The sequence below is a fragment of the Rhizobium phaseoli genome (assembly GCF_003985125.1).
In the GTDB taxonomy this organism is placed as follows: Bacteria; Pseudomonadota; Alphaproteobacteria; order Rhizobiales; family Rhizobiaceae; genus Rhizobium; species Rhizobium phaseoli.
In genome coordinates this window covers 47,037-67,686 of sequence record NZ_ML133568.1, presented here as the reverse complement: position 1 = coordinate 67,686, position 20,650 = coordinate 47,037, and the positions used below count along the sequence as shown (strand labels likewise).

Sequence of the window (20,650 nt, the reverse complement as noted above, 5' to 3'; positions counted from 1 at the left end):
CGTGTCAGGTCACCGTCAAACGGGCTTCAAATCGCCAAGCAGCGTCGGGATCAGCTCCGACACCGTCGGGTGGATCGGCACCGACCATTTCAGCGTCGGATAGGTGGTTCCGGCATTCATCGCGTCGATCAGGCCGTGGATCACCTCGTCGCCCTCGATGCCGAGGATCGCCGCGCCGAGGATTTCCTTGGTCTCGGCGTCGGCAATCACCTTCATGAAGCCCTTGGTCTCGCCGCGCTCGTTGGCGCGGCCGACGCGGCTCATCGGCCGGGTCGAGACCATGATCTTGCGTCCCGTCTCGCGCGCCTGTTTTTCGGTCATGCCGACGCGTCCGAGCGGCGGGTCGATGTAAAGTGCATAGGCCGGGATGCGGCTCGAGACCTTCCGGTCATCACCGTCCAGCAGGTTGGCGGCGGCGATCTCGAAATCATTGTAGGAGGTGTGGGTGAAGGCGCCGCGGCCGTTGCAGTCGCCGAGCGCAAAGATGCCCTCGACATTGGTGGCGAGCTTGTCGTCGACCGTGATGTAGCCGCGCTTGTCGGTGGCGACACCGGCGGCATCGAGGCCGAGATCGTCGGTATTCGGCTTGCGGCCGGTGGCGATCAGCACGTGGCTCGCGTCGATCGTCGCCGCGCCGGCGGTGACGCTCACCCCATTGCCGTTTCCAGCCAACGCGATGTTGCCGGCGTCGGTATGGACGTCGATGCCTTCCGAACGCAGGATCTCGGCGATCGCATCGGATATATCCTCGTCCTCGCGCGATGCGAGCTTCGGGCCGTGTTCGATGACGCTGACTTCGGCGCCGAAGCGGCGATACATCTGAGCAAATTCCAGCCCGATATAGCTGCCTCCGATGACGGCCAGATGCCGCGGCAGCGTGTCGAGATGAATGATCGAGGTGCTGGTGAGGTAGTCGATGTCATCGATGCCGGGCAGGTCGGGAATGACAGGCCGCGCGCCGACATTGAGGAAGATGCGCGGCGCGGTCAGGGTCTCGCCGTTGACGCTGACGGTGTTCGGACCCTCGAAGCGCGCATGACCATAGATCACGCTCATGCCGTCCATCCCGGCAAACCAGCCGATCAGGCCGTTGCGGGCATTCATGGTCACCGTTTCGGCGCGGGCTCTAACCACTTTCATGTCGACGGCGATGGCGCCTCCGATATTGACGCCGTAGGCGGCGGCGCTTCTGGCGACATGGGCGGCGCGGGCGCTGGCGACCAGCGTCTTCGTCGGCATGCAGCCGGCGTTGACGCAGGTGCCGCCGAGGAATTTGCGCTCGATCAGCGCCACCTTCATACCCTTCTCGACCATGCGCGCGGCAAGAAAAGGGCCGGCCTGGCCGGCGCCGATGACTATGGCGTCGAAGCTTTTCATGACACGGCCCCCACGATCAGCGCCGCACCGATGACGGCGACGGCATCCTCGATCAGGGCGGCCGGCAGGTCCCTGCCGAAGGAAGCGGCAAGCCTGGCGCGCAGCGCGGCGCCACCATAGGTGCCGATGACGGCGCCGATCACGCCGGCGATCAGCCCGCCGAAGAACAGGCCGCTGGCGGCGCCGATCGTCGCCCCGGCGAGCGCCCCGGTGACGATACGGGCGCCGAACTGCACCGGCACCTTGCGCGACGGCGTCGAGGGCAGCTGATCGGTGATCAGCTCGACGATGGCGAGAACCGTGAAGATCCACGGCGTCCACCGGTAACCCATGAAGGCAAGCGGCGTTTGCGACACTTCGAACCAGCCGAGCGCTGCGCCCCAGGCGACGGCAGCGGGCGCGGTCATGGCGCGAAGGCCGGAGATGACACCGATCAGCAATGCAAGAAGCAGAAACATGCGCGATCCCCTCATCGCCGGCTTTGTGCCGCGAGAGGGAAGGTTGCACATTGTCAGGCGCGTGGCAATTCGCCCAGCCGAACCGACGGTTTAGTTGGCAAAGGCGGCGATGCCGGTGATCGCCCGGCCGATGATCAGCGCGTGGATATCGTGCGTGCCCTCATAGGTGTTGACCACTTCGAGGTTGACGAGGTGGCGAGCGATGCCGAATTCGTCGGAGATGCCGTTGCCGCCAAGCATGTCGCGGGCCGCGCGTGCAATCTCCAGCGCCTTGCCGCAGCTGTTGCGCTTGAGGATCGAGGTCAGCTCCACCGGCGGATGGCCTTCTTCCTTCATGCGGCCGAGCCGCAGGCAGCCCTGCAGGCCGAGCGAGATTTCCGCCGCCATATCGGCGAGCTTCTTCTGGATGAGCTGGTTGGCGGCGAGCGGCCGGCCGAACTGCTTGCGCTCCAGCGTGTATTGCCGTGCCCGGGCATAACAATCCTCGGCAGCCCCGAGCGCGCCCCAGGCGATGCCGAAGCGGGCCGAGTTGAGACAGGTGAACGGTCCCTTGAGGCCGGTGACGCCGGGCAGCAGATTTTCCTCCGGCACGAAAACCCCATCCATCACCACTTCGCCGGTGATCGAGGCGCGTAAGCCCACCTTGCCGTGGATGGCGGGAGCCGAAAGGCCTTTCCAGCCCTTTTCGAGGATGAAGCCGCGGATGAGGCCGTCCTCGGTCTTGGCCCAGACGACGAAGATATCGGCGATCGGTGCATTCGAGATCCAGGTCTTCGAGCCGCTGAGGCTGTAGCCGCCGTCGACCTTCCTGGCGCGCGTCGCCATTGAGCCGGGATCGGAGCCGTGATCGGGCTCGGTCAGTCCGAAACAGCCGATCCATTCGCCGGCGGCCAGTTTCGGCAGGTATTTCAGCTTCTGCGCCTCCGACCCGAAGGTGTCGATCGGCACCATCACGAGCGAGGACTGCACGCTCATCATCGAACGATAACCGCTGTCGACCCGCTCGACCTCACGGGCGATCAGGCCATAGGCGGTGTAACCGAGGCCGGCGCCGCCATATTCGGGAGAAATCGTCGGGCCGAGGAGGCCGAGTTCGCCCATTTCGCGGAAGATTGCGGGATCCGTCTTTTCATTGCGGAAGGCGTCGAGAACGCGGGGTGCGAGCTTTTGCTGCGCATAGGCATGGGCGGTGTCCTGCACCATGCGCTCCTCGTTGGTCAGCTGCTCTACCAGGCGGAACGGATCGGCCCAGTCGAAAACCTCGCGCGTATGCTGCATGTCGGCGTCTCCTCACCCAGGATTCAGGCTTGCCTCGCTCAAGGTCGCATAGACCCGCCAGCCGACCGCGTCAACAGAAGGCGGCCCTATCGAAAAGACAGGGCGCGCCATCTTTTCAAAAGCGCTGGCATGCTCCACTTTGCCCGCGATCGATTCTGGAACGAGGAGACGGAAATGTCGTCAAGCGATCTGTTCGTATCGGCCGAAGGCGCCGAATGGGTCAATCCCGAGCCGGGCGTGACCAGGCGCATCATGACCTATCTGCCCGAGATGATGATGGTGGAAGTCGCTTTCGAGAGCGGCGCCGTCGGTGCGGCCCATTCGCATCCGCATATCCAGGCAAGCTATGTCGCCGAAGGCAGTTTCGAGGTGACAATCGATGGGCGGACCGAGGTGCTGCGGCAGGGCGGCAGTTTCATCGTGCCGCCCAATCTCGTCCATGGCGTCAAAGCACTGGAAAAAGGCCGGCTGATCGATACGTTCACGCCGCACCGGGCCGAGTTCCTCAAATAGTCATGCTTCGGCGTCCGATCGGCGCTGCGGGCCGGCGGCGGTGACATAGGGCGGCACGAAGCGCGCGTCCTCGCCGCGCACGGCCTCACGCAGGAAGTCGATGACGGCGCGCACGCGCGGCGCCTGTTTCAGGTCGCGATGACAGGTGATCCAGTACTGGCGCTTGAGGTCGATTTCCGCGGGCAGCACCCGCACCAGCTCGGGATAACGGCTGGCGAAGAAATAGGGCAGGATGCAGAGGCCGAGGCCGTTTCGGGTGGCGGTCAGCTGCGCGAAGATGCTGGAGCTCTGGAACTGCGGCTTGATGCGCGGATGCACATCGCTGAGGTAATCCAGGCCCGGCGCGAAAATCATCTCCTCGATGTAGCTGACGAAGGGATGCTCAAGCAGGTCGTCGCGGCAGGTGATCGCAGGCGCCTTCGCCAGATAGTCGCGCGAGCCGTAGATCTGCAGATGATAGTCGGTCAGCTTCTCGGCGAAATAGGGCCCGCCCTTCGGCTCGTCGAGCACCACGGACAGATCGGCCTCCTTGCGCGACAGCGACATGATCTGCTGGATCGTCACCAGTTCGAGCGCCAGATGCGGATGCCGGGCGGCAAACCGGTGCAGCACGGTGGCGAAGAAGAAATTGGCAAAACCTTCCGGCGCGCTCAGGCGCACCAGGCCGCGCTGCGCCATCGAGCCGTCGGCGAGGTCGGCGCGCAGCCGCTCGGTCTCCTGCTCCATCCGCTCGGCCGTCTCGATGAAGCGTGTGCCCATGGCGGTCAGCACGTAACCGCGTGGATTGCGCTCGAACAGCTTGACTTTGAGGGTGAATTCCAGCCGGTCGATGCGCCGCGAAACGGTGGCATGGCTGGAGCGCAGCTGCCGGGCGGCCGTCGACAGCTGCCCGGTGCGGGCGACGGCGAGAAAGAACTGCAGATCGTCCCAGGTAAACTGCGGTGGATTGGTCATCGCCATTTCTCTCGTTCAACAAGCAATAACCCATAACATGGTCTTGCGCTTTTTAAACAATTCATTGTTTTTATTTATGTTTTAACATCAGGTAAAGAATGGGAATCGCGGGCCGGTGAAGGCCGGCCTTGTGAATTCGAGACAACGCCCCGCGAGAAATTGATGATGCCTCGGCGGGGATGCTTTCAGCCGCTATGCGCCAATGCTACACGGCCGCGTTTGTATTTTGAGGAACTATTGATGAAAAAATTGGTTCGCCTGCTGCTGACGATCGCGATCGCGTTCGTCGTCGTCATCGGTTTTCGCTGGTATCGTTACGTTACCAACACCGACAGCCCCTATGACGAAGTCGGCATCACGCTCAACACATCCATGCCGGGACCGCTGAATGCCTGGGGCTGCGCCAAGCTGAAGGAAACCTTCAGCGGTGCCTTGCCTCCCTATGGCTGCGCGGCCGAGAATGGGACGCGATGGAAATAATAGCAGGCTGAAACGCGCCAATATGCCGGAGACGAAGGAGCAATAGATGATTGGTCCTTCGTCTAACGCCGCCATCCCTGCACAACCGTCGAAACTGCCCTAATTCTACCGCTGAGCGCTCACTTCTTGCGCTTCCTGGGGCTTGGATCGACATTGTGCAGCTCTCTTTCTGTGCAAAAATGAACAGATACTGTTTGGAATTAGTTATAAACCACCCGTTGCCTCAGGGGAGAATTTCCATGATCGTAAGATGAGGGCCGGTCGTTCTGAGGAGTGCGACCGGCCAAATTTGAACAGATCGGTAATCCGGCTCATCTCTGGGAGGAGAGAATATGCGAAAGAATCTCATCGCGTCCGTTGCATTTTTGCTCGCCAGCAGCACAGCGGTGCTCGCGCAGAGCGCGACTGACGGCAAGGTCAAGATCGGCATTCTGAACGACCAATCGGGCGTCTATGCCGATTTCGGCGGCAAGTCTTCCGTCGAGGCCGCCAAGATGGCGGTCGAGGATTTCGGCGGCAAGGTATTGGGCGTTCCGGTCGAGATCGTCGATGCCGATCACCAGAACAAGCCGGATATCGCCTCCAACATCGCCCGGCAATGGTACGACACCGAGCAGGTGGACGCGATCATGGAACTGACGACGTCGTCGGTGGCGCTCGCGGTGCAGGCGATCGCCAAGGAAAAGAAGAAGATCGACATCGTCACCGGTGCGGCGACGACGGATCTGACCGGCAAGGCCTGCTCGCCTTACGGCTTCCACTGGGCCTATGACACACATGCACTCGCGGTCGGTACCGGCGGCGCACTGGTCAAGCAGGGCGGTGATAGCTGGTTCTTCCTGACCGCCGACTATGCCTTCGGCTATTCGCTGGAGCAGCAGACCACCGACTATGTCAAGGCGAGCGGCGGCACGGTCGTCGGCGGCGTCCGCCATCCGCTGTCGACCCAGGACTTCTCGTCCTTCCTGCTGCAGGCGCAATCATCAGGCGCCAAGGTGATCGGCCTTGCCAATGCCGGCCTCGATACTTCGAACGCCATCAAGCAGGCGGCCGAATTCGGCATCACCCAGGGCGGCCAGCATCTGGCGGCGCTGCTCTTCACGCTTGCCGAAGTCCATGGTCTCGGGCTTGAGGCGGCGCAGGGCCTGACGCTGACGGAAGGTTTTTACTGGAACCGCGACGACGAAAGCCGCGCCTTCGCCAAGAAATTCTTCGCCCGCACCGGCAAGATGCCGAACATGATCCATACCGGCACCTATTCGGCAGTGACGCAATATCTGAAGGCGGTGCAGAAGGCCGGCACCGACGAGACGGAAGCCGTCGCCAAAACGCTGCATGAAATGCCCGTCGACGACGTCTTCGGCCGCGGCGGCACGGTCGGCGCCAACGGCCGCATGATCCACGACATGTACCTGCTGCAGGTCAAGAAGCCGGCCGACAGCAAGGAGCCGTGGGATTACTTCAACGTTCTCGCCACCATTCCCGGCAAGGAAGCCTATATCGATCCCGCCAAGAGCGGCTGCGATCTGGTGAAGTAAGCGCAATGGCGGTTTCCGCGATTGAAACGCAGGAAAAGCCGCGGGTGGTGCTCTCCGCCCGCGGCCTGCGCCGCGATTTCGGCGGCTTCACGGCCGTCAAGAACGTCGATCTCGACGTCCATGACGCCAGCGTGCATGCGCTGATCGGCCCGAACGGCGCCGGCAAGACGACGGTCTTCAACCTGCTGACGAAGTTCCTGCAGCCGACGGCGGGCACGATCATCCTGATGGGCACCGACATCACCCACACGCCGCCCGACAAGGTGGCGCGCATGGGGCTGGTGCGCTCCTTCCAGATCTCGGCGGTCTTCCCGCATCTCTCCGTTCTCGACAATGTGCGGGTGGCGCTGCAGCGGCCGAACAATCTTTCCACCCAGTTCTGGCGGCGGCTTTCGGCGCTCGACCGGCTGAACGAGCGCGCCGAGCAGCTGCTTGCCAGCGTCGGGCTGTCCAAGGAGCGCGATCATATCGCCGCCGACCTTTCCTATGGCCGCAAGCGCGTGCTGGAAATCGCCACGACGCTGGCGCTCGATCCGAAAGTATTGCTGCTCGACGAGCCGATGGCCGGCATGGGGCTGGAGGATGTCGGCGTCGTCTCGGCGATCATCCGTGATGTCGCCCGCGACCGGGCGGTGCTGATGGTCGAGCACAATCTCTCCGTCGTCGCCAATATCTGCCAGCAGGTGACGGTGCTGCAGCGCGGCGAGATTCTTGCCGAGGGCGATTATGCCAGGGTCAGCCAGGACGAGCGGGTGCGCGTCGCCTATATGGGTACGGAGGAGCATTGATGGCCGATCTCCTCGAAGTCCAGGGACTGAACGCCTGGTATGGCGAAAGCCATATCCTGCACGGCGTCGACATGCGGGTGGCCGAAGGCGAGACGATCACCATTCTCGGCCGCAACGGCGTCGGCAAGACGACGACGCTGCGCACCATCACCGGCATCGTGCGGACCCGCAAGGGCAGGATCAGCTTTGCCGGCAGCGACATGATGCAGGTGCCGCTGCACAAGACGGCGCATCGCGGCATCGGCTTCGTGCCGGAGGAGCGCGGCATATTCTCGACGCTGACCGTGTCGGAAAACCTGCTGCTGCCGCCTGTCGTAGCGAAGGGCGGCATGACGCTCGACGAGATCTACGAACTCTTCCCCAATCTCTACGAGCGCCGCACCAGCCCCGGCACCAAACTCTCAGGCGGCGAGCAGCAGATGCTGGCGATCGCCCGGATCCTGCGCACCGGTGTGCGGCTGCTCATTCTCGACGAACCGACCGAGGGGCTCGCCCCCGTCATCGTCCAGCGCATCGGCGAGGTGCTGCAGACACTGAAAGGACGCGGCATGACGATCCTGCTCGTCGAGCAGAACTTTCGCTTCGCCAGCCGTATTGCCGACCGCTTCTATCTGATGGATCATGGGCAGATGGTGTCGGAATTCCCGGTCGGCGAACTGCCGCAGCGCATGGATACGCTGCACAAGGTTCTGGGAGTATGACCAGATGACGATGATCTTCGGCATTCCCCTGCAGGCGCTGCTCGGCCAGCTGTTGATCGGTCTGATCAACGGCTCGTTCTATGCGCTGCTCAGCCTCGGCCTCGCCATCATCTTCGGCCTGCTCCGGGTGATCAACTTTGCCCATGGCGCGCAATATATGCTCGGCGCCTTCGTCGCCTATCTGCTGCTGACCTATGCCGGCATCGGCTACTGGCCGTCGCTGATCCTGGCGCCCGTCATCGTCGGCTTTGCCGGGGCGATCATCGAGCGGCTGTTCCTGCGCCGGCTCTACGATCTCGATCCGCTTTACGGCCTGCTCTTCACCTTCGGGCTGGCGCTCGCGGTCGAAGGCACCTTCCGCTACCTCTACGGCTCGTCCGGCCAGCCTTATGCGACGCCGGCGGCCCTTGCCGGCGGGGCGAACCTCGGCTTCATGTTCCTGCCGATCTATCGCGGCTGGGTCGTGGTCGTCTCGCTCGTCATCTGCCTCGGCACATGGCTGCTGATCGAAAAGACCAAGCTCGGCGCCTATCTCAGGGCCGCCACCGAAAATGCCGTGCTGGTGCAGGTCTTCGGCGTCAACGTGCCGGTGCTGCTGACGCTGACCTACGCGCTCGGCGCGGGTCTCGCCGCCTTTGCCGGCGTGCTGGCGGCGCCGATCTACCAGGTCTCGCCGCTGATGGGCTCGAACATGATCATCGTCGTCTTTGCCGTCGTCGTGGTCGGCGGCATGGGATCGATCATGGGTGCGATCATCACCGGCTATGTGCTCGGCATCGCCGAGGGCCTGACCAAGGTCTTCTATCCCGAGGCCTCCAACATCGTGATCTTCGTCATCATGGCGATCGTGCTTCTCATCAGGCCCGCGGGCCTCTTCGGCCGGGATGCTTGACATGGCTGACATCACCGACACCATCCGCACGGAAAAGAGTCGAACCGCCCTCTCGGTCCAGGCCGGCTTCCTGCTCGCAGGCCTGCTGCTGCTGCTGCTCGCGCCCTTCTTCTTCTATCCGATCTTCCTGATGAAGCTGCTCTGCTTCGCGCTTTTTGCCTGCGCCTTCAATCTGCTGCTCGGCTATACCGGCCTCTTGTCCTTCGGACACGCCACCTTCTTCGGCGGTGCGGCCTATTTCACCGCCTATACGGTGAAATCATGGGGCCTGCCGCCGGAACTCGGCATCCTGATCGGCGTGGCTGGGGCGGCCTTTTTAGGCCTCGTCATGGGCTTCTTCGCCATCCGCCGCCAGGGCATCTATTTTGCGATGATCACGCTCGCGCTGTCGCAGATGTTCTTTTTCTTCTGCCTGCAGGCTGAGTTTACCGAGGGAGAGGACGGCATCCAGTCGGTGCCGCGCGGCCATCTCTTCGGTTTCATCGACCTGAACAACTCGACCAACATGTATTATTTCGTGCTGGCCGTTTTCCTCGTCGGTATCTTGATCATCTGGCGCTTCATCAATTCGCCTTTCGGCATGATCCTCAAATCGATCCGCGAGAACGAGCAGCGGGCAATCTCGCTCGGATATTCCGTCGCACGCTACAAGCTCGGCGCTTTCGTCATGTCGGCAGCACTTGCGGGGCTCGCCGGCGCGGTCAAATCGATTGTCTTTCAGTTCGCGACGCTGACCGACGTCGCCTGGCAGATGTCGGGCGAGGTGATCCTGATGACGCTGCTCGGCGGCATCGGCACGCTGATCGGTCCGCTCTTCGGCGCCGGGCTGGTGGTGGCGCTGGAAAACTACCTCGCCACCTCGGAATTCCCGGTGACGATCATCACCGGCATCGTCTTCATGGTTTGCGTGCTGATCTTCCGCCGCGGCATCATCGGCGAATTCTACGCTTCGCGGCTGGGGCGGAAGCTGGGCTTCGTCTATCGCCGCTAATGGGCGGCCGTCTCCCTCTTCCCGCAGCGCGGGAAGAGGCGGGTGGCCAAGCATCTGGATTTTCGTGCAGGGCGCACATGGATCGTTACGACTACATCATCATCGGGGCAGGCAGCGCCGGCTGCGTACTCGCCAATCGTCTATCCGCCGACGGCAGGAGCCGGGTGCTGCTGCTCGAAGCCGGCGGCAGCGACAATTACCATTGGATTCATATCCCTGTCGGTTATCTCTATTGCATCAACAATCCGCGCACCGACTGGTGTTTCACCACGGCGCCGGAGGCCGGACTGAACGGCAGGGCGCTGAGCTATCCCCGCGGCAAGGTGCTCGGCGGCTGCTCGTCGATCAACGGCATGATCTATATGCGCGGCCAGGCGCGCGATTACGATCTCTGGCGGCAGATGGGCTGTGCCGGCTGGGGCTGGGACGACGTCCTGCCCTTCTTCCGCAAGTCCGAGGATTTTTATCGCGGCGAAGACGAGATGCATGGCGCCGGCGGCGAATGGCGCATCGAAAAGGCGCGGGTGCGCTGGGCCGTGCTCGACGCTTTCCAGCAGGCGGCGAGAGAAGCCGGCATTCCCGAGACGGTGGATTTCAATCGCGGCAGCAATGAGGGTTCCGGCTATTTCGACGTCAACCAGCGTTCCGGCATTCGCTGGAACACCTCGAAGGCCTTCCTGCGCCCGGCGCGCAAGCGCGCCAACCTGACCGTGCTGACCAAGGCGCAGGTCCGGCGGCTGCTGGTGGAGGAGGGGGCCGTCACTGGCGTCGAATTCCAGCACCAGGGCGTGGCGAAACGCGCCTATGCGGGCAGAGAAACCATCCTTTCGGCCGGTTCGATCGGCTCGCCGCATATCCTGGAACTCTCGGGCATCGGCAGGGGTGAGGTGCTGCAGCGGGCGGGCATCGATGTCATCACCGAGGCCAAGGGTGTCGGCGAGAACCTGCAGGACCATCTGCAACTGCGTCTGGCCTATAAGGTGACCGGCGTTCCGACGCTGAACGAGAAGGCGACGAAACTGATCGGCAAGGCGGCGATCGGGCTTGAATATCTCGTCCGCCGCTCCGGGCCAATGGCGATGGCGCCGAGCCAGCTCGGCATCTTTACCCGCTCGGGTCCGGACCGCGAGACACCGGATTTGCAGTATCACGTGCAGCCGGTCTCGCTCGAAAAATTCGGCGACCCCGTCCATCCCTTCCCGGCGATCACCGCGAGCGTGTGCAATCTGAGGCCGGAAAGCCGCGGCTCGGTGCATCTGTCGAGCCCCGATTTTGCCGCGCAGCCGACGATCAGCCCAAAGTACCTCTCGACGCAGCGCGATCGTGACATAGCTGTCCGTTCGATACGGTTGACACGCAAGATCGTCGCGCAGCCGTCCTTTGCGAGGTTCCGGCCGGAAGAGTTCAAGCCCGGCCCCAGCTATCAGACCGAGGCCGATCTGGAGCGGGCGGCGGGCGATATCGGCACGACGATCTTCCATCCCGTTGGCACCTGCCGCATGGGCGCCGACAGGGAGAGCGTCGTCGATCCCCGGCTGAAATTCAGGGCGCTCGGCAAGCTGAGGATCGCCGACGCTTCGGTGATGCCGTCGATCACCTCGGGCAACACCAATTCGCCGACGATCATGATCGCCGAAAAGGCGGCGGCGATGATCCTCGAAGACAATCGATAGGAGAAGACCATGGCAAGGATCGCATTCATCGGGCTTGGCAACATGGGCGGGCCGATGGCGGCCAATCTCGTCAAGGCGGGTCACGAGGTCCTCGGTTTCGATCTCGCGGCTTCGGTGCTGAAGGCGGCGGAGGCGAGCGGCGTCAAGCCCGCAAGCCATGTCAGCCAGACCGTCAAGGACGCGGAGATCGTCATATCAATGCTGCCGCAGGGCAGGCATGTGCTGACGGCCTGGACGGACATCCTGCAGTCGACGGCGCAGGACACGCTGGTCATCGATTGCTCCACCATCGATGTCGAGAGCAGCCGCAAGGCGCATGAAATGGCCAAGGCCGCAGGCTGCCTGTCGCTCGACGCACCCGTCTCCGGCGGCACCGGCGGGGCGAGCGCCGGCACGCTGACCTTCATGGCCGGCGGCTCGGATGAGGCCTTCCTCAAGGGCAAGCCGATCCTCGAGGCGATGGGCAAGAAGATCGTCCATTGCGGCGAGGCGGGGGCCGGCCAGGCGGCGAAGATCTGCAACAACATGATCCTCGGCATCTCGATGGTCGGCGTCTGCGAAGCCTTCGTGCTTGCCGAAAAGCTCGGCCTTTCGCATCAGGCGCTGTTCGACGTCGCCTCGACCTCATCGGGCCAGTGCTGGTCGATCAATACCTATTGCCCGGTACCGGGCCCGGTGCCGACCTCACCCGCCAATAACGGCTACAAACCGGGTTTCGCCGCAGCGCTGATGCTGAAGGATCTGAAGCTCTCGCAGGAGGCGGCTCTGGCCAGCGGCGCCTCCACGCCGATGGGTGCCGAGGCGGCGCAGCTCTACGCGCTGTTCGAGAAACAGGGCAATGGCGGCAGGGATTTCTCCGCCATTATCGAGATGTTCCGGGAAAAGACGTAAACGCCGAGAACCTATAAGAGATAGCTGACCGGCTCGTTTCGCACCGGATGGGGAAAGACGCCCATGCCGACGCCGAAAATCGACTGCAGCTTGTCGGCCTGCATGATCTCAGCGGGCGTGCCTTCGGCCGTGATCCGGCCGCGGTTGAGCGCGATGATTGCGTCGCAGTAGCGCGCGGCGAGGTTGATATCGTGCAGCACGATGACGACGGTCAGCCCGCGTTCGTGGCTGAGTTCCTTGACCAGCGAGAGGACACTTGCCTGATGGGCGAGGTCGAGTGCTGATGTCGGTTCGTCGAGCAGCAGGCAGCGGGCGTTCTGGGCGAGCATCATGGCGATCCAGGCGCGCTGACGCTCGCCGCCGGACATGTTGGCGACGAGACGATCGGCAAAATCCTCGAGCTCGGTGCGGGCGATCGCTTCCTCGACCATGTTGCGATCGGTTGCTTTGAAGCGGCCGAGCGTGCCGTGCCAGGGAAAACGACCGAGCGACACGAGTTCGCGCACGGTCATCCCGTCGGTCGCCGGCGTGAATTGCGGCATGTAAGCGACGTGCCGGGCAAATTCGCGGGCACCCCAATCACCGGCCGCCCGGCCGTCGAAGGCGATGGCGCCGGATTTCGGCGCGGCCTGGCGAGCGATGATCTTCAAGAGCGTGCTCTTGCCTGAGCCGTTCGGCCCCACCAGACCGTAGATGCGGCCCTGCTCCAGCGTCAGGTCGATACCATGCAGGATGGATTTTGGCCCCAGGGCGTATTCGATTGCCGACAGGGCAAGGAAAGGCGAAGACATGGTCTGCTCCAGGTTCGGCGCTGCGAACGGGCTCGGGAGGGTGAGCCCTCCCTTTCCCTGCAAAACTAAACCGGAATTGTCAACTTACGCTTCGGCATAGGGTTGAAATCGGCCGGCGTAGGCCAGCGTTCAATCATCCTTTGACACCGAGAAGCTCAGTCTGGCATCGCCGAACAGGATGTCGATCTCGCCGGGTTCGGTCAGGACGACCGCGCCGCTCAACGTGCCTGTGGTGATGAGCGCGCCGGCCTTCAGCGATGTCTCGGGCCGCAAGCCGTCATTGGCATAATCGACAAGCCAGGTGAGAACGTCGCCCTTCGGATGCTGGGCCGGAGCATCATAGATCGTGCGGCCGGCATGGGTGGCCTTGAGCGGCGTGCCGCCGGCGGTATCGACCACGCTTTTGTCGAGCTCTGGGCCGAGCACATAGCCGCTATTGCCGAGGCGGTCTGACGTAAACAGCAGGAAGGAGACGCTGCCGCTTTCCCTGACCGCACTGACCAGCAGCTCGGCGCCAAGATAGGCAGCGGAGATCGCCTCGACCACGTCGGCGCGGTTATAGGGAGTGCCGGTGCGGACCGGCAGATCCTTGCCGAGACGCACGGCGATCTCGGTCTCGAATTTCATGCCCGGATGCCAGGGAATATCAGCACCCGAGACGGCCTCGGCATAGGGATGCAGCGGACCGGTGACCGCCTGACCCTGCGGCGAAACCGTCACCTTCCAGGCATTGCTGGAAATGCCGTCGGCCGCAGTCAGGAAATTCTGCGCCTCCATCGCCTGATGCAGATCGGCCGGCAGCGGGAAAGTGCCGGTTTCCTCCTGTCTTCCGGCCTGGCGCAAATTGTGAAGCCGGGCTGCGAGCGCGCGCGGATCGAATGCCTCTGTCATGCTGTCTCCTCGAGCTGATTTTCGAGGTGGCACACTAACGGCAGAGCAGCAATGAACAAGTGGGTCTTCGGCCGTTCTTGGGGGAAAGCTCTTATTCTATCGCCGCGTGCCAGCGATCGCGATAAGCGCCGAGCCCCGCGATCTCGGCCGGGGGAACGTGCGTCTCGGCGCCTGATACCGGCCGGATGCCGGTCAGAAGGGCCGCCCCCTGGCTTGTGCCGGTCGTGCCGGGAAGGGCCGTGACCTCGCGGCCGGCAACGGCGGCAAGCAGCTTCAGATAGGTTTCGTTCAGGGCGAAAGGTCCTTCGACGATGATGGGACCTTTGGCGCCGATCAGTCCGAGGCAGGCATGGGTCATCAAAGCGAGATAGAGGCAGGCAGCGGCATGGCGTTCCCCGCGGCTTGCCTCTTCGGCACCGATCCAGCGGCTGGTCTTTCCCGGGAAAGGGCCGGAACCGGGGGCGATATTGGGCAGCAGCATCATACCTTTGTCGATGACCGGCCCGATCGCCGCCTGGGCAGCTTTTTCATTGACAGGGCCGATCTCGGCCGAAAGGATCTCGAATTCCCGCCCGCCCATGAAACGCGAGGAAGGGACGGCCCGGCCGTAGGCGTCGACATTGGCGAGCGCGTCGCGTTGGGCATCGAGATGATCGAGATCGCCGCCGACGCCGAAATTGATCACCCAAGTGCCGGTGGAGACGACGGCGAAGGGGGCCTCGCGATGGACGAGATGCGGCAGCAGCGAGGCATTGGAATCGTGAATGCCGCAATAGACCGGGACGGGCGCGGCAAGGCCGAGCTCCGCGGTGATATCAGGCAGAACAGGCCCGAGCGCATCGAAGGCGGAGCGGATCGGCGCCATCAGCGCCCGGATGCCGAGTCTGTCAACCAGCGAGGAATAGCCGCCCGCCCGGGGGTTCCAGAGGTCGGTATGGCAGCCGAGCGAGGTCAACTCGTTGGCGGCAACACCCGTGAGCCGCGCTGTCCAATATTGCGCATAGGTGAGGATGGTCGCCACCTCGGCGAATGCCGCGGGAAAGGCGCTCTTTTGGTAATGCAGCTGCGCGCCGACATTGAGGCCCATTGCGAGGCGCGGCGAGAAGGTTTCGTCGAAGGAGGGGCGCAAGTCCGTATAGGCATCGCGGATTTCTTGCGGATATTCGTGTTCGTAGTCGATCACGGGCATGGCAAGCGTGCCGTCCCGATCGAGCAGTGCGGCTGCGGCGCCGTGGGTGGTGATCGAAATGGCGTCGAAACCAGGCGCCTGCGCAAGGCGTTTCAGCGCATCGAGCGCGAAGGACCAGAGCGCCTCTATGTCGTAATGCGGGTAGGGGCCGGTCTTGATCGTAATATTCGGCCGTTTCAGAACGGCGATTTCGGCGCCTGTCCCAGCGTCGAGCACGACGACCTTGGCATTGGTCTTGCCGATGTCGAGAACGGCGATGCGACGATAGGGAGCGGTCATGGCATATGAAAGAGAGTGACGAGGTCGCTCTGGACGGGCGAATTGTCCGGGTTCGTTGCCATGATATCGGCCATGTGCGCCCACCATTTCTTCATGACGGGATGTCCCGGCAGGCTTGCCATCGTGTGGTCCTTCGGCCGCGTCAGCACGCCGAACAGCGTGTTGGTCTCGCGGTCGAGATGGATGGAATAGTCGCTGGCGCCGGACTGGTGCAGGAGATCGACCAGCTCAGGCCAGATTTCGTCGTGCCGCTTGCGGTATTCGGCTTCCATGCCGGGATTGAGCTGCATCTTGAAGGCGTGTTTTTCTGATGTCATCGGGAGCTCATGATCTTGATGCGGCGGGCGATGATCGGGATGGCGATGGTGATGATGAGGAGAAGGCCGATGAAGATCGACATGACGATGCCGGGCACGTTCAACAGGCCGAGGCCGAAGGTGACGAGGCCCATGACGAAGGCGGCGATGACAACGCCGCCAATCGTGCCGGAGCCGCCGAGGATCGAGATGCCGCCGAGCACGACCATGGTGACGACCTCGAGTTCCCATCCCTGGGCGATCGACGGCCGGGTCGAGCCGAGGCGCGAGGTCAGGCAGACGGCCGCAATGCCGCTCATGATGCCGGTCAGCAGGAAGAGAATGAATTTGACGCGCTCGACCGGTATGCCGGAGAAACGAGCGGCAAAATCGTTATTGCCGATTGCATAGACCTGCCGGCCGAAATTCGTCGCATGCAGCAGCACGGCGAAGGCGATCGCCAGCACGATGAACAGCACGAATTCGAAGGAGAACACCCAGACGACATACCCCTGGCCGAAATAGGCGAAATCGGCGGGATATTTACCATAGGCCTGGTCGCCGAGCACGATATAGGAAATGCCGCGGAACAGGCTCATCGTGCCGATGGTGACGACAATCGACGGCAGTTTCAGCACCGAGACGAGCACGCCGTTGAAGACGCCGCAGGCAAGCCCGGTGCCGATGCCGATCAGCACCAGACCCGGCGTGCCGATGCCGGCTTGGGCTGCCGCTCCCATTGCTGTCGAAGCGAGCGCGATGATCGCGGCGACCGAGAGGTCGATCTCACCCGAAATGACGAGCAGCGCCATGGCAAAGGCGATCATCGCCTTTTCGGTGAAGTTGAAAGTGGCGTCCGAGAGGTTCCAGGCATCGAGGAAATAGGGCGATGCCAGGGAATTGAAGATGAAGATCAGGACGGCGACACCAAAGAGCAGCACTTCCCAGCTCGCGACGATGCGGCGCAGCGGCGTGCCAAGACGATCGGGGATGACCCGCTTTTCGGGTGTGGACACGGTGCTCATGCTGCGGCCTCCGCTTTGATCTCGGCTGCGGCGCGGTCACGCAGGATGATGCGGCCGCGGTTGCGCTCGCGCCGGGCATTGAAGGCGACGGCGAGAATGATGACGGTTCCGGAGATCGCCATCTGCGTGAAGGGCGAGATGCCGATGACCGGCAGCGCATTCTTGATGACGCCGAGGAACAGTGCGCCGAGCACGGTGCCGGCGACCGAGCCGACGCCGCCGGCAATCGAAATGCCGCCGATGACGCAGGCCGCGACGCTGTCGAGCTCGAAACCGTTGGCAATATCGACATAGGCGACGGCATAACGCGACACCCAGAGATAGCTGGAAAGACCGGCGAGAGCGCCCGACAGCACGAAAGCAAGGAACTTCGTCCGGCCGGTATCGATGCCGGCATAGACGGCGGCGGTCGGATTGCCGCCGGTTGCATAGGCCGAGCGACCAAACTGGCTATAGCGCAGCAGCATGTACATCAGCGCGACGATGATGATCGCAACCCAACTCAGCACCGGCAGGCCGAGGATCGGCGTGCGGGGAACGGCGAGGAAGGTCGGCGTCATCTGGTGTGCGTTGACCCAGGCGCCGCCCGAAAGCACGAAAGCCATGCCGCGATAGATGGTGAGGGTGCCGAGGGTGACGACGATCGGCGGGATTTCCAGGCGCCAGACGAGGAAGCCGTTGATGGTGCCGAGGGCTGCGCCGATCGCGACCGCGGCAAGAATCAGCACGATCAACGGCAGGCCGGGAAAGGCGGCGTTCATCATCGCGATTACCATGCCGGTAAAGGCAAGGTTGGCGGCAACCGAAAGATCGATCGATTTCGTCAGAATAACAGTCATCTGGGCAAGCGCCAGGATGATCAGGATCGCGGTGTCGTTGAAGATGCCGGCGAGATTATCCGGTGTGGCGAAATCGGCGGCCCGCGTCGAGAAGACGACGATCATCACGACGATGATGGCAAAGAGCAGAGTTTCGCGTTTTTTGATCAGTTTGGCCATGCCGTCACCTCATGCATTTCCGGTTGCCGCGCGCACCAGCGCTTCCGGCGAAAGCTGATCGCGCTCGAATAGCCCGGCCGACAGGCCTTCCTTCATGACAAGCACGCGGTCCGACATGCCGATGATTTCGGGCAGTTCGGAAGAGATCATGATGATCGAAAGGCCTTCCGCGGCGAGTTCGCTGATGAAGCCATGCACGGCGGCCTTCGAGCCGATGTCGATGCCCTTCGTCGGCTCGTCGAGTATGATGACCTTGGGCATGGTGGCGAGCCACTTGCCGATGACGACCTTCTGCTGGTTGCCGCCCGACAGGGTGCCGACCGGCACGGAGAGGGCTGCGGCGCGCAAATCCAGCCGCTCGGCATATTTGCGGGCAAGTGCGAATTCTTCCGCCGCCTTGAGAAAGCCCTTGCGCGAGGTGCGCGCCAGCGACGGCAGCGTCATGTTCTGATAGATCGGCATCGGCAGCGCCAGGCCGTGGCGGCCGCGCTCCTCCGGCACGTAGACGATCCCGGCCTTGATGGCGTCATGCGGTGAAGTGATCGAAATTTCCCGGCCTTCAAGCGTCAGCCTGCCCGACAGCGGCTTGGTGATGCCGAAGAGCGATTGAGCAAGTTCCGATCGGCCGGCACCGATCAGGCCGTAGATACCGAGAATTTCGCCCCGGCGCAGGGTCAGGGAAACATCACGAAATTCGGTGCGATGGCAGTATTTTTCGACCTCGAGCACGGGGCCGCCGATGGCGACATCGATCTTCGGAAAGACGTTCTCGACGTCACGGCCGACCATCATCCGGACGATCTCGTCCTGCGGCGTTTCCTTGAGGCTCCCCTGGCCGACGGCGCGGCCGTCGCGGAAGACGACAAAATCGTCGGCGATTTCGTAGAGTTCGTCGAACTTGTGGCTGATGAAGAGGATCGCCTTGCCCTGTTCCTTCAGGCCCCGGACGATGCGGAAGAGATCGTCGATTTCCTTGCGGGAAAGGGCGGCGGTCGGCTCGTCCATGATGACGATGCGGGCCTCGATCGACAAAGCGCGCGCGATCGCCACCAGGTGACGCTGCGCGATCGAGAGGTCTTTGAGCCGGATGGTCGGGTCGATATTGCTTTCGAGCGCCGTCAAGAGCGTCTTCGACCGGCTGTTCATCGTCTGCCAGTCGATGGTGCGTAGGCGCGTGCGCGGCGCGTGGCCGAGGAAGATGTTTTCTGCCACCGTCAGCTCGTCGAAAAGCACGGTTTCCTGATGGATGGCGGTAACGCCGGCATCGATCGCGGCTTGGGCGCTGGCAAATATCACCGGGTGGCCGTCGACCAGGATCTCGCCTTCGTTCGGCCTATAGATGCCGGTCAGGATCTTGACGAGCGTCGATTTGCCGGCGCCGTTTTCGCCGATCAGCGCCGTCACCGTGCCGGGATGAAGCGCGATGCTGACATTGTCGAGCGCCTTCACACCAGGAAAGATCTGGGAGATGCCGCGCATTTCCAGAATGGCGGGCGCGTCGCCGGTTTTGCTGTCCGTGACGGGTTGTTGAAAGGCGGCGTTCATCAGATTTCTACCAGTGTCGAATGGGAAATCCCGGCGACCGTCGGCCGCCGGGCTTTTAAACGTCGCTCCGGATCAGAAGACCTTGGAGAACTGGTCGATGTTCGAAGCATTGTAGACGAAGGGATCGGCCATGGCGGCTTCGCCGTTGTCGCCGACCTTGATCTTGCCCATGCGGCCGGCATTGATCTCGCTGCCCGGCTTGCCATCGGTCTCGCCCTTGACGAGGCGATAGGCGATCTGGGTGGCGGAGTAGCCGAGGTCGATCGGGTTCCAGATGGCGAATTCCTTCGTCGCGCCCGACTTGATCGCGCCGGCCATTTCGGACGGCAGGCCGAGGCCGGTGACGTAGACCTTGCCGACAAGGCCCTTGTCTTCGACGACCTTGGAGGCGGCGAGAACGCCGACGGTCGTCGGAGCGACGATGACCTTGACGTTCGGGTTCGACTTCAAGAGGCCTTCGGCTTCACGATAGGACTTGTCCGAGAGGTCGTCGCCGTAAACCGTGGTAACGAGGTTGAGGCCCGGGAAATCCTTGAGCTGCTTCTTCATCTGGTCGATCCAGATGTTCTGGTTGGTCGAGGTGGTCGTTGCCGACAGGATGGCGAAGTCGCCCTTGCCGCCTTCGAGATGATCCTTGGCGAGCGTCAGGCACATTTTGCCGATCAGCTCGTTGGACGACGGGTTGAGCTGCAGGATACGACCTTCCGGTGCGACGCCGGAATCCCAGGAGATCACCTTGATGCCGCGCTGAGTTGCCTTCTTCAGCGCCGGGACGAGCGCGTCCGGATCGTTGGCCGAAACGGCAATGGCGTCGACGCCCTGGGCGATCAGCGAGTTGATGACTTCGATCTGGCCTTCGGCCGTCGTCGACGTCGGACCGGTGTAGATGACCTCGACGCCGCCGAGTTCCTTGGCGGCTTCCTGGGCACCCTTGTTGGCGGCGTCGAAGAAGCCGTTGCCGAGCGACTTGACGACGAGGCCGATCTTGATGTCCTTGGCGCTGGCGGTGCCGGCCATCATCGCGACGGCGAGTGCGACGCCGAGCGCAAGTGTCTTTGCGAGTTTCATGTACTTTCCTCCCTTAAAGATTAGACTTCCACAC

General features: G+C 62.8%; 21 protein-coding genes. 9 read left to right on the top strand and 12 right to left on the bottom strand.

What is annotated here, in order from left to right:
* Window positions 1-15 precede the first annotated feature (15 nt).
* From EFD56_RS08225 to EFD56_RS08215, 3 genes are all read right to left on the bottom strand, one after another.
* Window positions 16-1,377 (bottom strand): FAD-containing oxidoreductase, encoded by a 1,362-nt coding sequence (locus tag EFD56_RS08225; protein WP_004678075.1) that lies wholly within the window; start codon window positions 1,375-1,377, stop codon window positions 16-18.
* The gene (locus EFD56_RS08220; RefSeq protein WP_004678072.1) at window positions 1,374-1,835 is read right to left on the bottom strand and encodes a DUF4126 family protein; all 462 of its coding nucleotides are present in this window, start codon (window positions 1,833-1,835) and stop codon (window positions 1,374-1,376) included. Before EFD56_RS08220 ends, EFD56_RS08225 begins: the two co-directional genes overlap by 4 nt.
* Before the next feature lie 90 nt (window positions 1,836-1,925).
* The gene (locus EFD56_RS08215; RefSeq protein WP_037144552.1) at window positions 1,926-3,113 is read right to left on the bottom strand and encodes an acyl-CoA dehydrogenase; all 1,188 of its coding nucleotides are present in this window, start codon (window positions 3,111-3,113) and stop codon (window positions 1,926-1,928) included.
* Between the two features lie 174 nt (window positions 3,114-3,287).
* On the opposite strand from EFD56_RS08215, the gene EFD56_RS08210 reads away from it, so the two are divergent.
* The gene (locus tag EFD56_RS08210) at window positions 3,288-3,626 is read left to right on the top strand and encodes a cupin domain-containing protein (protein ID WP_003594586.1); all 339 of its coding nucleotides are present in this window, start codon (window positions 3,288-3,290) and stop codon (window positions 3,624-3,626) included.
* On the opposite strand, the gene EFD56_RS08205 is transcribed toward EFD56_RS08210, so the two are convergent.
* Complete coding sequence (locus EFD56_RS08205; protein ID WP_085744213.1) at window positions 3,627-4,580, bottom strand: LysR family transcriptional regulator; 954 nt, start codon at window positions 4,578-4,580, stop codon at window positions 3,627-3,629.
* 240 nt (window positions 4,581-4,820) lie between these two features.
* Between EFD56_RS08205 and EFD56_RS08200 the strand changes: the two genes are divergently transcribed.
* The 8 genes from EFD56_RS08200 to mmsB all read left to right on the top strand — a co-directional run bounded on the left by EFD56_RS08200 (window position 4,821) and on the right by mmsB (window position 12,534).
* Window positions 4,821-5,060 carry a hypothetical protein gene (locus EFD56_RS08200; protein ID WP_085744077.1) on the top strand — a complete coding sequence of 80 codons (240 nt, stop codon included), beginning with the start codon at window positions 4,821-4,823 and terminating at the stop codon, window positions 5,058-5,060.
* A 332-nt stretch (window positions 5,061-5,392) separates the two neighbouring features.
* Window positions 5,393-6,598 (top strand): ABC transporter substrate-binding protein, encoded by a 1,206-nt coding sequence (locus EFD56_RS08195; protein WP_037144555.1) that lies wholly within the window; start codon window positions 5,393-5,395, stop codon window positions 6,596-6,598.
* Between the two features lie 5 nt (window positions 6,599-6,603).
* Window positions 6,604-7,386: an ABC transporter ATP-binding protein gene (locus EFD56_RS08190; protein WP_085744078.1), complete on the top strand. Its 783-nt coding sequence runs from the start codon at window positions 6,604-6,606 to the stop codon at window positions 7,384-7,386.
* Window positions 7,386-8,087, top strand: a complete 702-nt coding sequence (locus tag EFD56_RS08185) for an ABC transporter ATP-binding protein (protein WP_064819884.1) — start codon at window positions 7,386-7,388, stop codon at window positions 8,085-8,087. The genes EFD56_RS08190 and EFD56_RS08185 overlap by 1 nt, the downstream gene beginning before the upstream one ends.
* Before the next feature lie 4 nt (window positions 8,088-8,091).
* Window positions 8,092-8,979, top strand: a complete 888-nt coding sequence (locus EFD56_RS08180; RefSeq protein ID WP_004678056.1) for a branched-chain amino acid ABC transporter permease — start codon at window positions 8,092-8,094, stop codon at window positions 8,977-8,979.
* Between the two features lies 1 nt (window position 8,980).
* A complete protein-coding gene (locus tag EFD56_RS08175) occupies window positions 8,981-9,970 on the top strand; it encodes a branched-chain amino acid ABC transporter permease (protein WP_016736672.1) in 990 nt (329 codons plus the stop codon).
* Between the two features lie 77 nt (window positions 9,971-10,047).
* On the top strand, window positions 10,048-11,643 hold the full coding sequence (locus EFD56_RS08170) for a GMC family oxidoreductase (protein WP_064819886.1): 1,596 nt from the start codon (window positions 10,048-10,050) through the stop codon (window positions 11,641-11,643).
* Between the two features lie 9 nt (window positions 11,644-11,652).
* Window positions 11,653-12,534, top strand: a complete 882-nt coding sequence (gene mmsB, locus EFD56_RS08165) for a 3-hydroxyisobutyrate dehydrogenase (protein ID WP_064836968.1) — start codon at window positions 11,653-11,655, stop codon at window positions 12,532-12,534.
* 11 nt (window positions 12,535-12,545) lie between these two features.
* On the opposite strand, the gene EFD56_RS08160 is transcribed toward mmsB, so the two are convergent.
* The 8 genes from EFD56_RS08160 to rhaS all read right to left on the bottom strand — a co-directional run bounded on the left by EFD56_RS08160 (window position 12,546) and on the right by rhaS (window position 20,616).
* Window positions 12,546-13,325: an ABC transporter ATP-binding protein gene (locus EFD56_RS08160; protein ID WP_064819888.1), complete on the bottom strand. Its 780-nt coding sequence runs from the start codon at window positions 13,323-13,325 to the stop codon at window positions 12,546-12,548.
* A gap of 129 nt (window positions 13,326-13,454) precedes the next feature.
* A complete protein-coding gene (locus EFD56_RS08155; protein WP_004678046.1) occupies window positions 13,455-14,216 on the bottom strand; it encodes a fumarylacetoacetate hydrolase family protein in 762 nt (253 codons plus the stop codon).
* Window positions 14,217-14,307: 91 nt separating this feature from the next.
* Window positions 14,308-15,684 carry an FGGY-family carbohydrate kinase gene (locus EFD56_RS08150; protein WP_085744079.1) on the bottom strand — a complete coding sequence of 459 codons (1,377 nt, stop codon included), beginning with the start codon at window positions 15,682-15,684 and terminating at the stop codon, window positions 14,308-14,310.
* On the bottom strand, window positions 15,681-16,001 hold the full coding sequence (rhaM, locus tag EFD56_RS08145) for an L-rhamnose mutarotase (protein WP_010005179.1): 321 nt from the start codon (window positions 15,999-16,001) through the stop codon (window positions 15,681-15,683). Before rhaM ends, EFD56_RS08150 begins: the two co-directional genes overlap by 4 nt.
* Window positions 15,998-17,005, bottom strand: coding sequence for an ABC transporter permease (locus EFD56_RS08140; protein ID WP_037144578.1), 1,008 nt, complete (start codon window positions 17,003-17,005; stop codon window positions 15,998-16,000). The genes rhaM and EFD56_RS08140 overlap by 4 nt, the downstream gene beginning before the upstream one ends.
* Window positions 17,002-18,003, bottom strand: coding sequence for an ABC transporter permease (locus tag EFD56_RS08135; RefSeq protein ID WP_126905047.1), 1,002 nt, complete (start codon window positions 18,001-18,003; stop codon window positions 17,002-17,004). The genes EFD56_RS08140 and EFD56_RS08135 overlap by 4 nt, the downstream gene beginning before the upstream one ends.
* A gap of 9 nt (window positions 18,004-18,012) precedes the next feature.
* Window positions 18,013-19,548 carry a sugar ABC transporter ATP-binding protein gene (locus EFD56_RS08130; RefSeq protein WP_085744082.1) on the bottom strand — a complete coding sequence of 512 codons (1,536 nt, stop codon included), beginning with the start codon at window positions 19,546-19,548 and terminating at the stop codon, window positions 18,013-18,015.
* A 72-nt stretch (window positions 19,549-19,620) separates the two neighbouring features.
* Window positions 19,621-20,616: a rhamnose ABC transporter substrate-binding protein gene (gene rhaS, locus EFD56_RS08125; RefSeq protein ID WP_011428143.1), complete on the bottom strand. Its 996-nt coding sequence runs from the start codon at window positions 20,614-20,616 to the stop codon at window positions 19,621-19,623.
* Between the last annotated feature and the right edge of the window lie 34 nt (window positions 20,617-20,650).

Coding starts and splice junctions, on each gene's coding strand:
- EFD56_RS08225 (WP_004678075.1), bottom strand. CDS start 1,377: ATGAAAAGCTTCGACGCCATAGTCATCGGCGCCGGCCAGGCCGGCCCT.
- EFD56_RS08220 (WP_004678072.1), bottom strand. CDS start 1,835: ATGTTTCTGCTTCTTGCATTGCTGATCGGTGTCATCTCCGGCCTTCGC.
- EFD56_RS08215 (WP_037144552.1), bottom strand. CDS start 3,113: ATGCAGCATACGCGCGAGGTTTTCGACTGGGCCGATCCGTTCCGCCTG.
- EFD56_RS08210 (WP_003594586.1), top strand. CDS start 3,288: ATGTCGTCAAGCGATCTGTTCGTATCGGCCGAAGGCGCCGAATGGGTC.
- EFD56_RS08205 (WP_085744213.1), bottom strand. CDS start 4,580: ATGACCAATCCACCGCAGTTTACCTGGGACGATCTGCAGTTCTTTCTC.
- EFD56_RS08200 (WP_085744077.1), top strand. CDS start 4,821: ATGAAAAAATTGGTTCGCCTGCTGCTGACGATCGCGATCGCGTTCGTC.
- EFD56_RS08195 (WP_037144555.1), top strand. CDS start 5,393: ATGCGAAAGAATCTCATCGCGTCCGTTGCATTTTTGCTCGCCAGCAGC.
- EFD56_RS08190 (WP_085744078.1), top strand. CDS start 6,604: ATGGCGGTTTCCGCGATTGAAACGCAGGAAAAGCCGCGGGTGGTGCTC.
- EFD56_RS08185 (WP_064819884.1), top strand. CDS start 7,386: ATGGCCGATCTCCTCGAAGTCCAGGGACTGAACGCCTGGTATGGCGAA.
- EFD56_RS08180 (WP_004678056.1), top strand. CDS start 8,092: ATGACGATGATCTTCGGCATTCCCCTGCAGGCGCTGCTCGGCCAGCTG.
- EFD56_RS08175 (WP_016736672.1), top strand. CDS start 8,981: ATGGCTGACATCACCGACACCATCCGCACGGAAAAGAGTCGAACCGCC.
- EFD56_RS08170 (WP_064819886.1), top strand. CDS start 10,048: ATGGATCGTTACGACTACATCATCATCGGGGCAGGCAGCGCCGGCTGC.
- mmsB (WP_064836968.1), top strand. CDS start 11,653: ATGGCAAGGATCGCATTCATCGGGCTTGGCAACATGGGCGGGCCGATG.
- EFD56_RS08160 (WP_064819888.1), bottom strand. CDS start 13,325: ATGTCTTCGCCTTTCCTTGCCCTGTCGGCAATCGAATACGCCCTGGGG.
- EFD56_RS08155 (WP_004678046.1), bottom strand. CDS start 14,216: ATGACAGAGGCATTCGATCCGCGCGCGCTCGCAGCCCGGCTTCACAAT.
- EFD56_RS08150 (WP_085744079.1), bottom strand. CDS start 15,684: ATGACCGCTCCCTATCGTCGCATCGCCGTTCTCGACATCGGCAAGACC.
- rhaM (WP_010005179.1), bottom strand. CDS start 16,001: ATGACATCAGAAAAACACGCCTTCAAGATGCAGCTCAATCCCGGCATG.
- EFD56_RS08140 (WP_037144578.1), bottom strand. CDS start 17,005: ATGAGCACCGTGTCCACACCCGAAAAGCGGGTCATCCCCGATCGTCTT.
- EFD56_RS08135 (WP_126905047.1), bottom strand. CDS start 18,003: ATGGCCAAACTGATCAAAAAACGCGAAACTCTGCTCTTTGCCATCATC.
- EFD56_RS08130 (WP_085744082.1), bottom strand. CDS start 19,548: ATGAACGCCGCCTTTCAACAACCCGTCACGGACAGCAAAACCGGCGAC.
- rhaS (WP_011428143.1), bottom strand. CDS start 20,616: ATGAAACTCGCAAAGACACTTGCGCTCGGCGTCGCACTCGCCGTCGCG.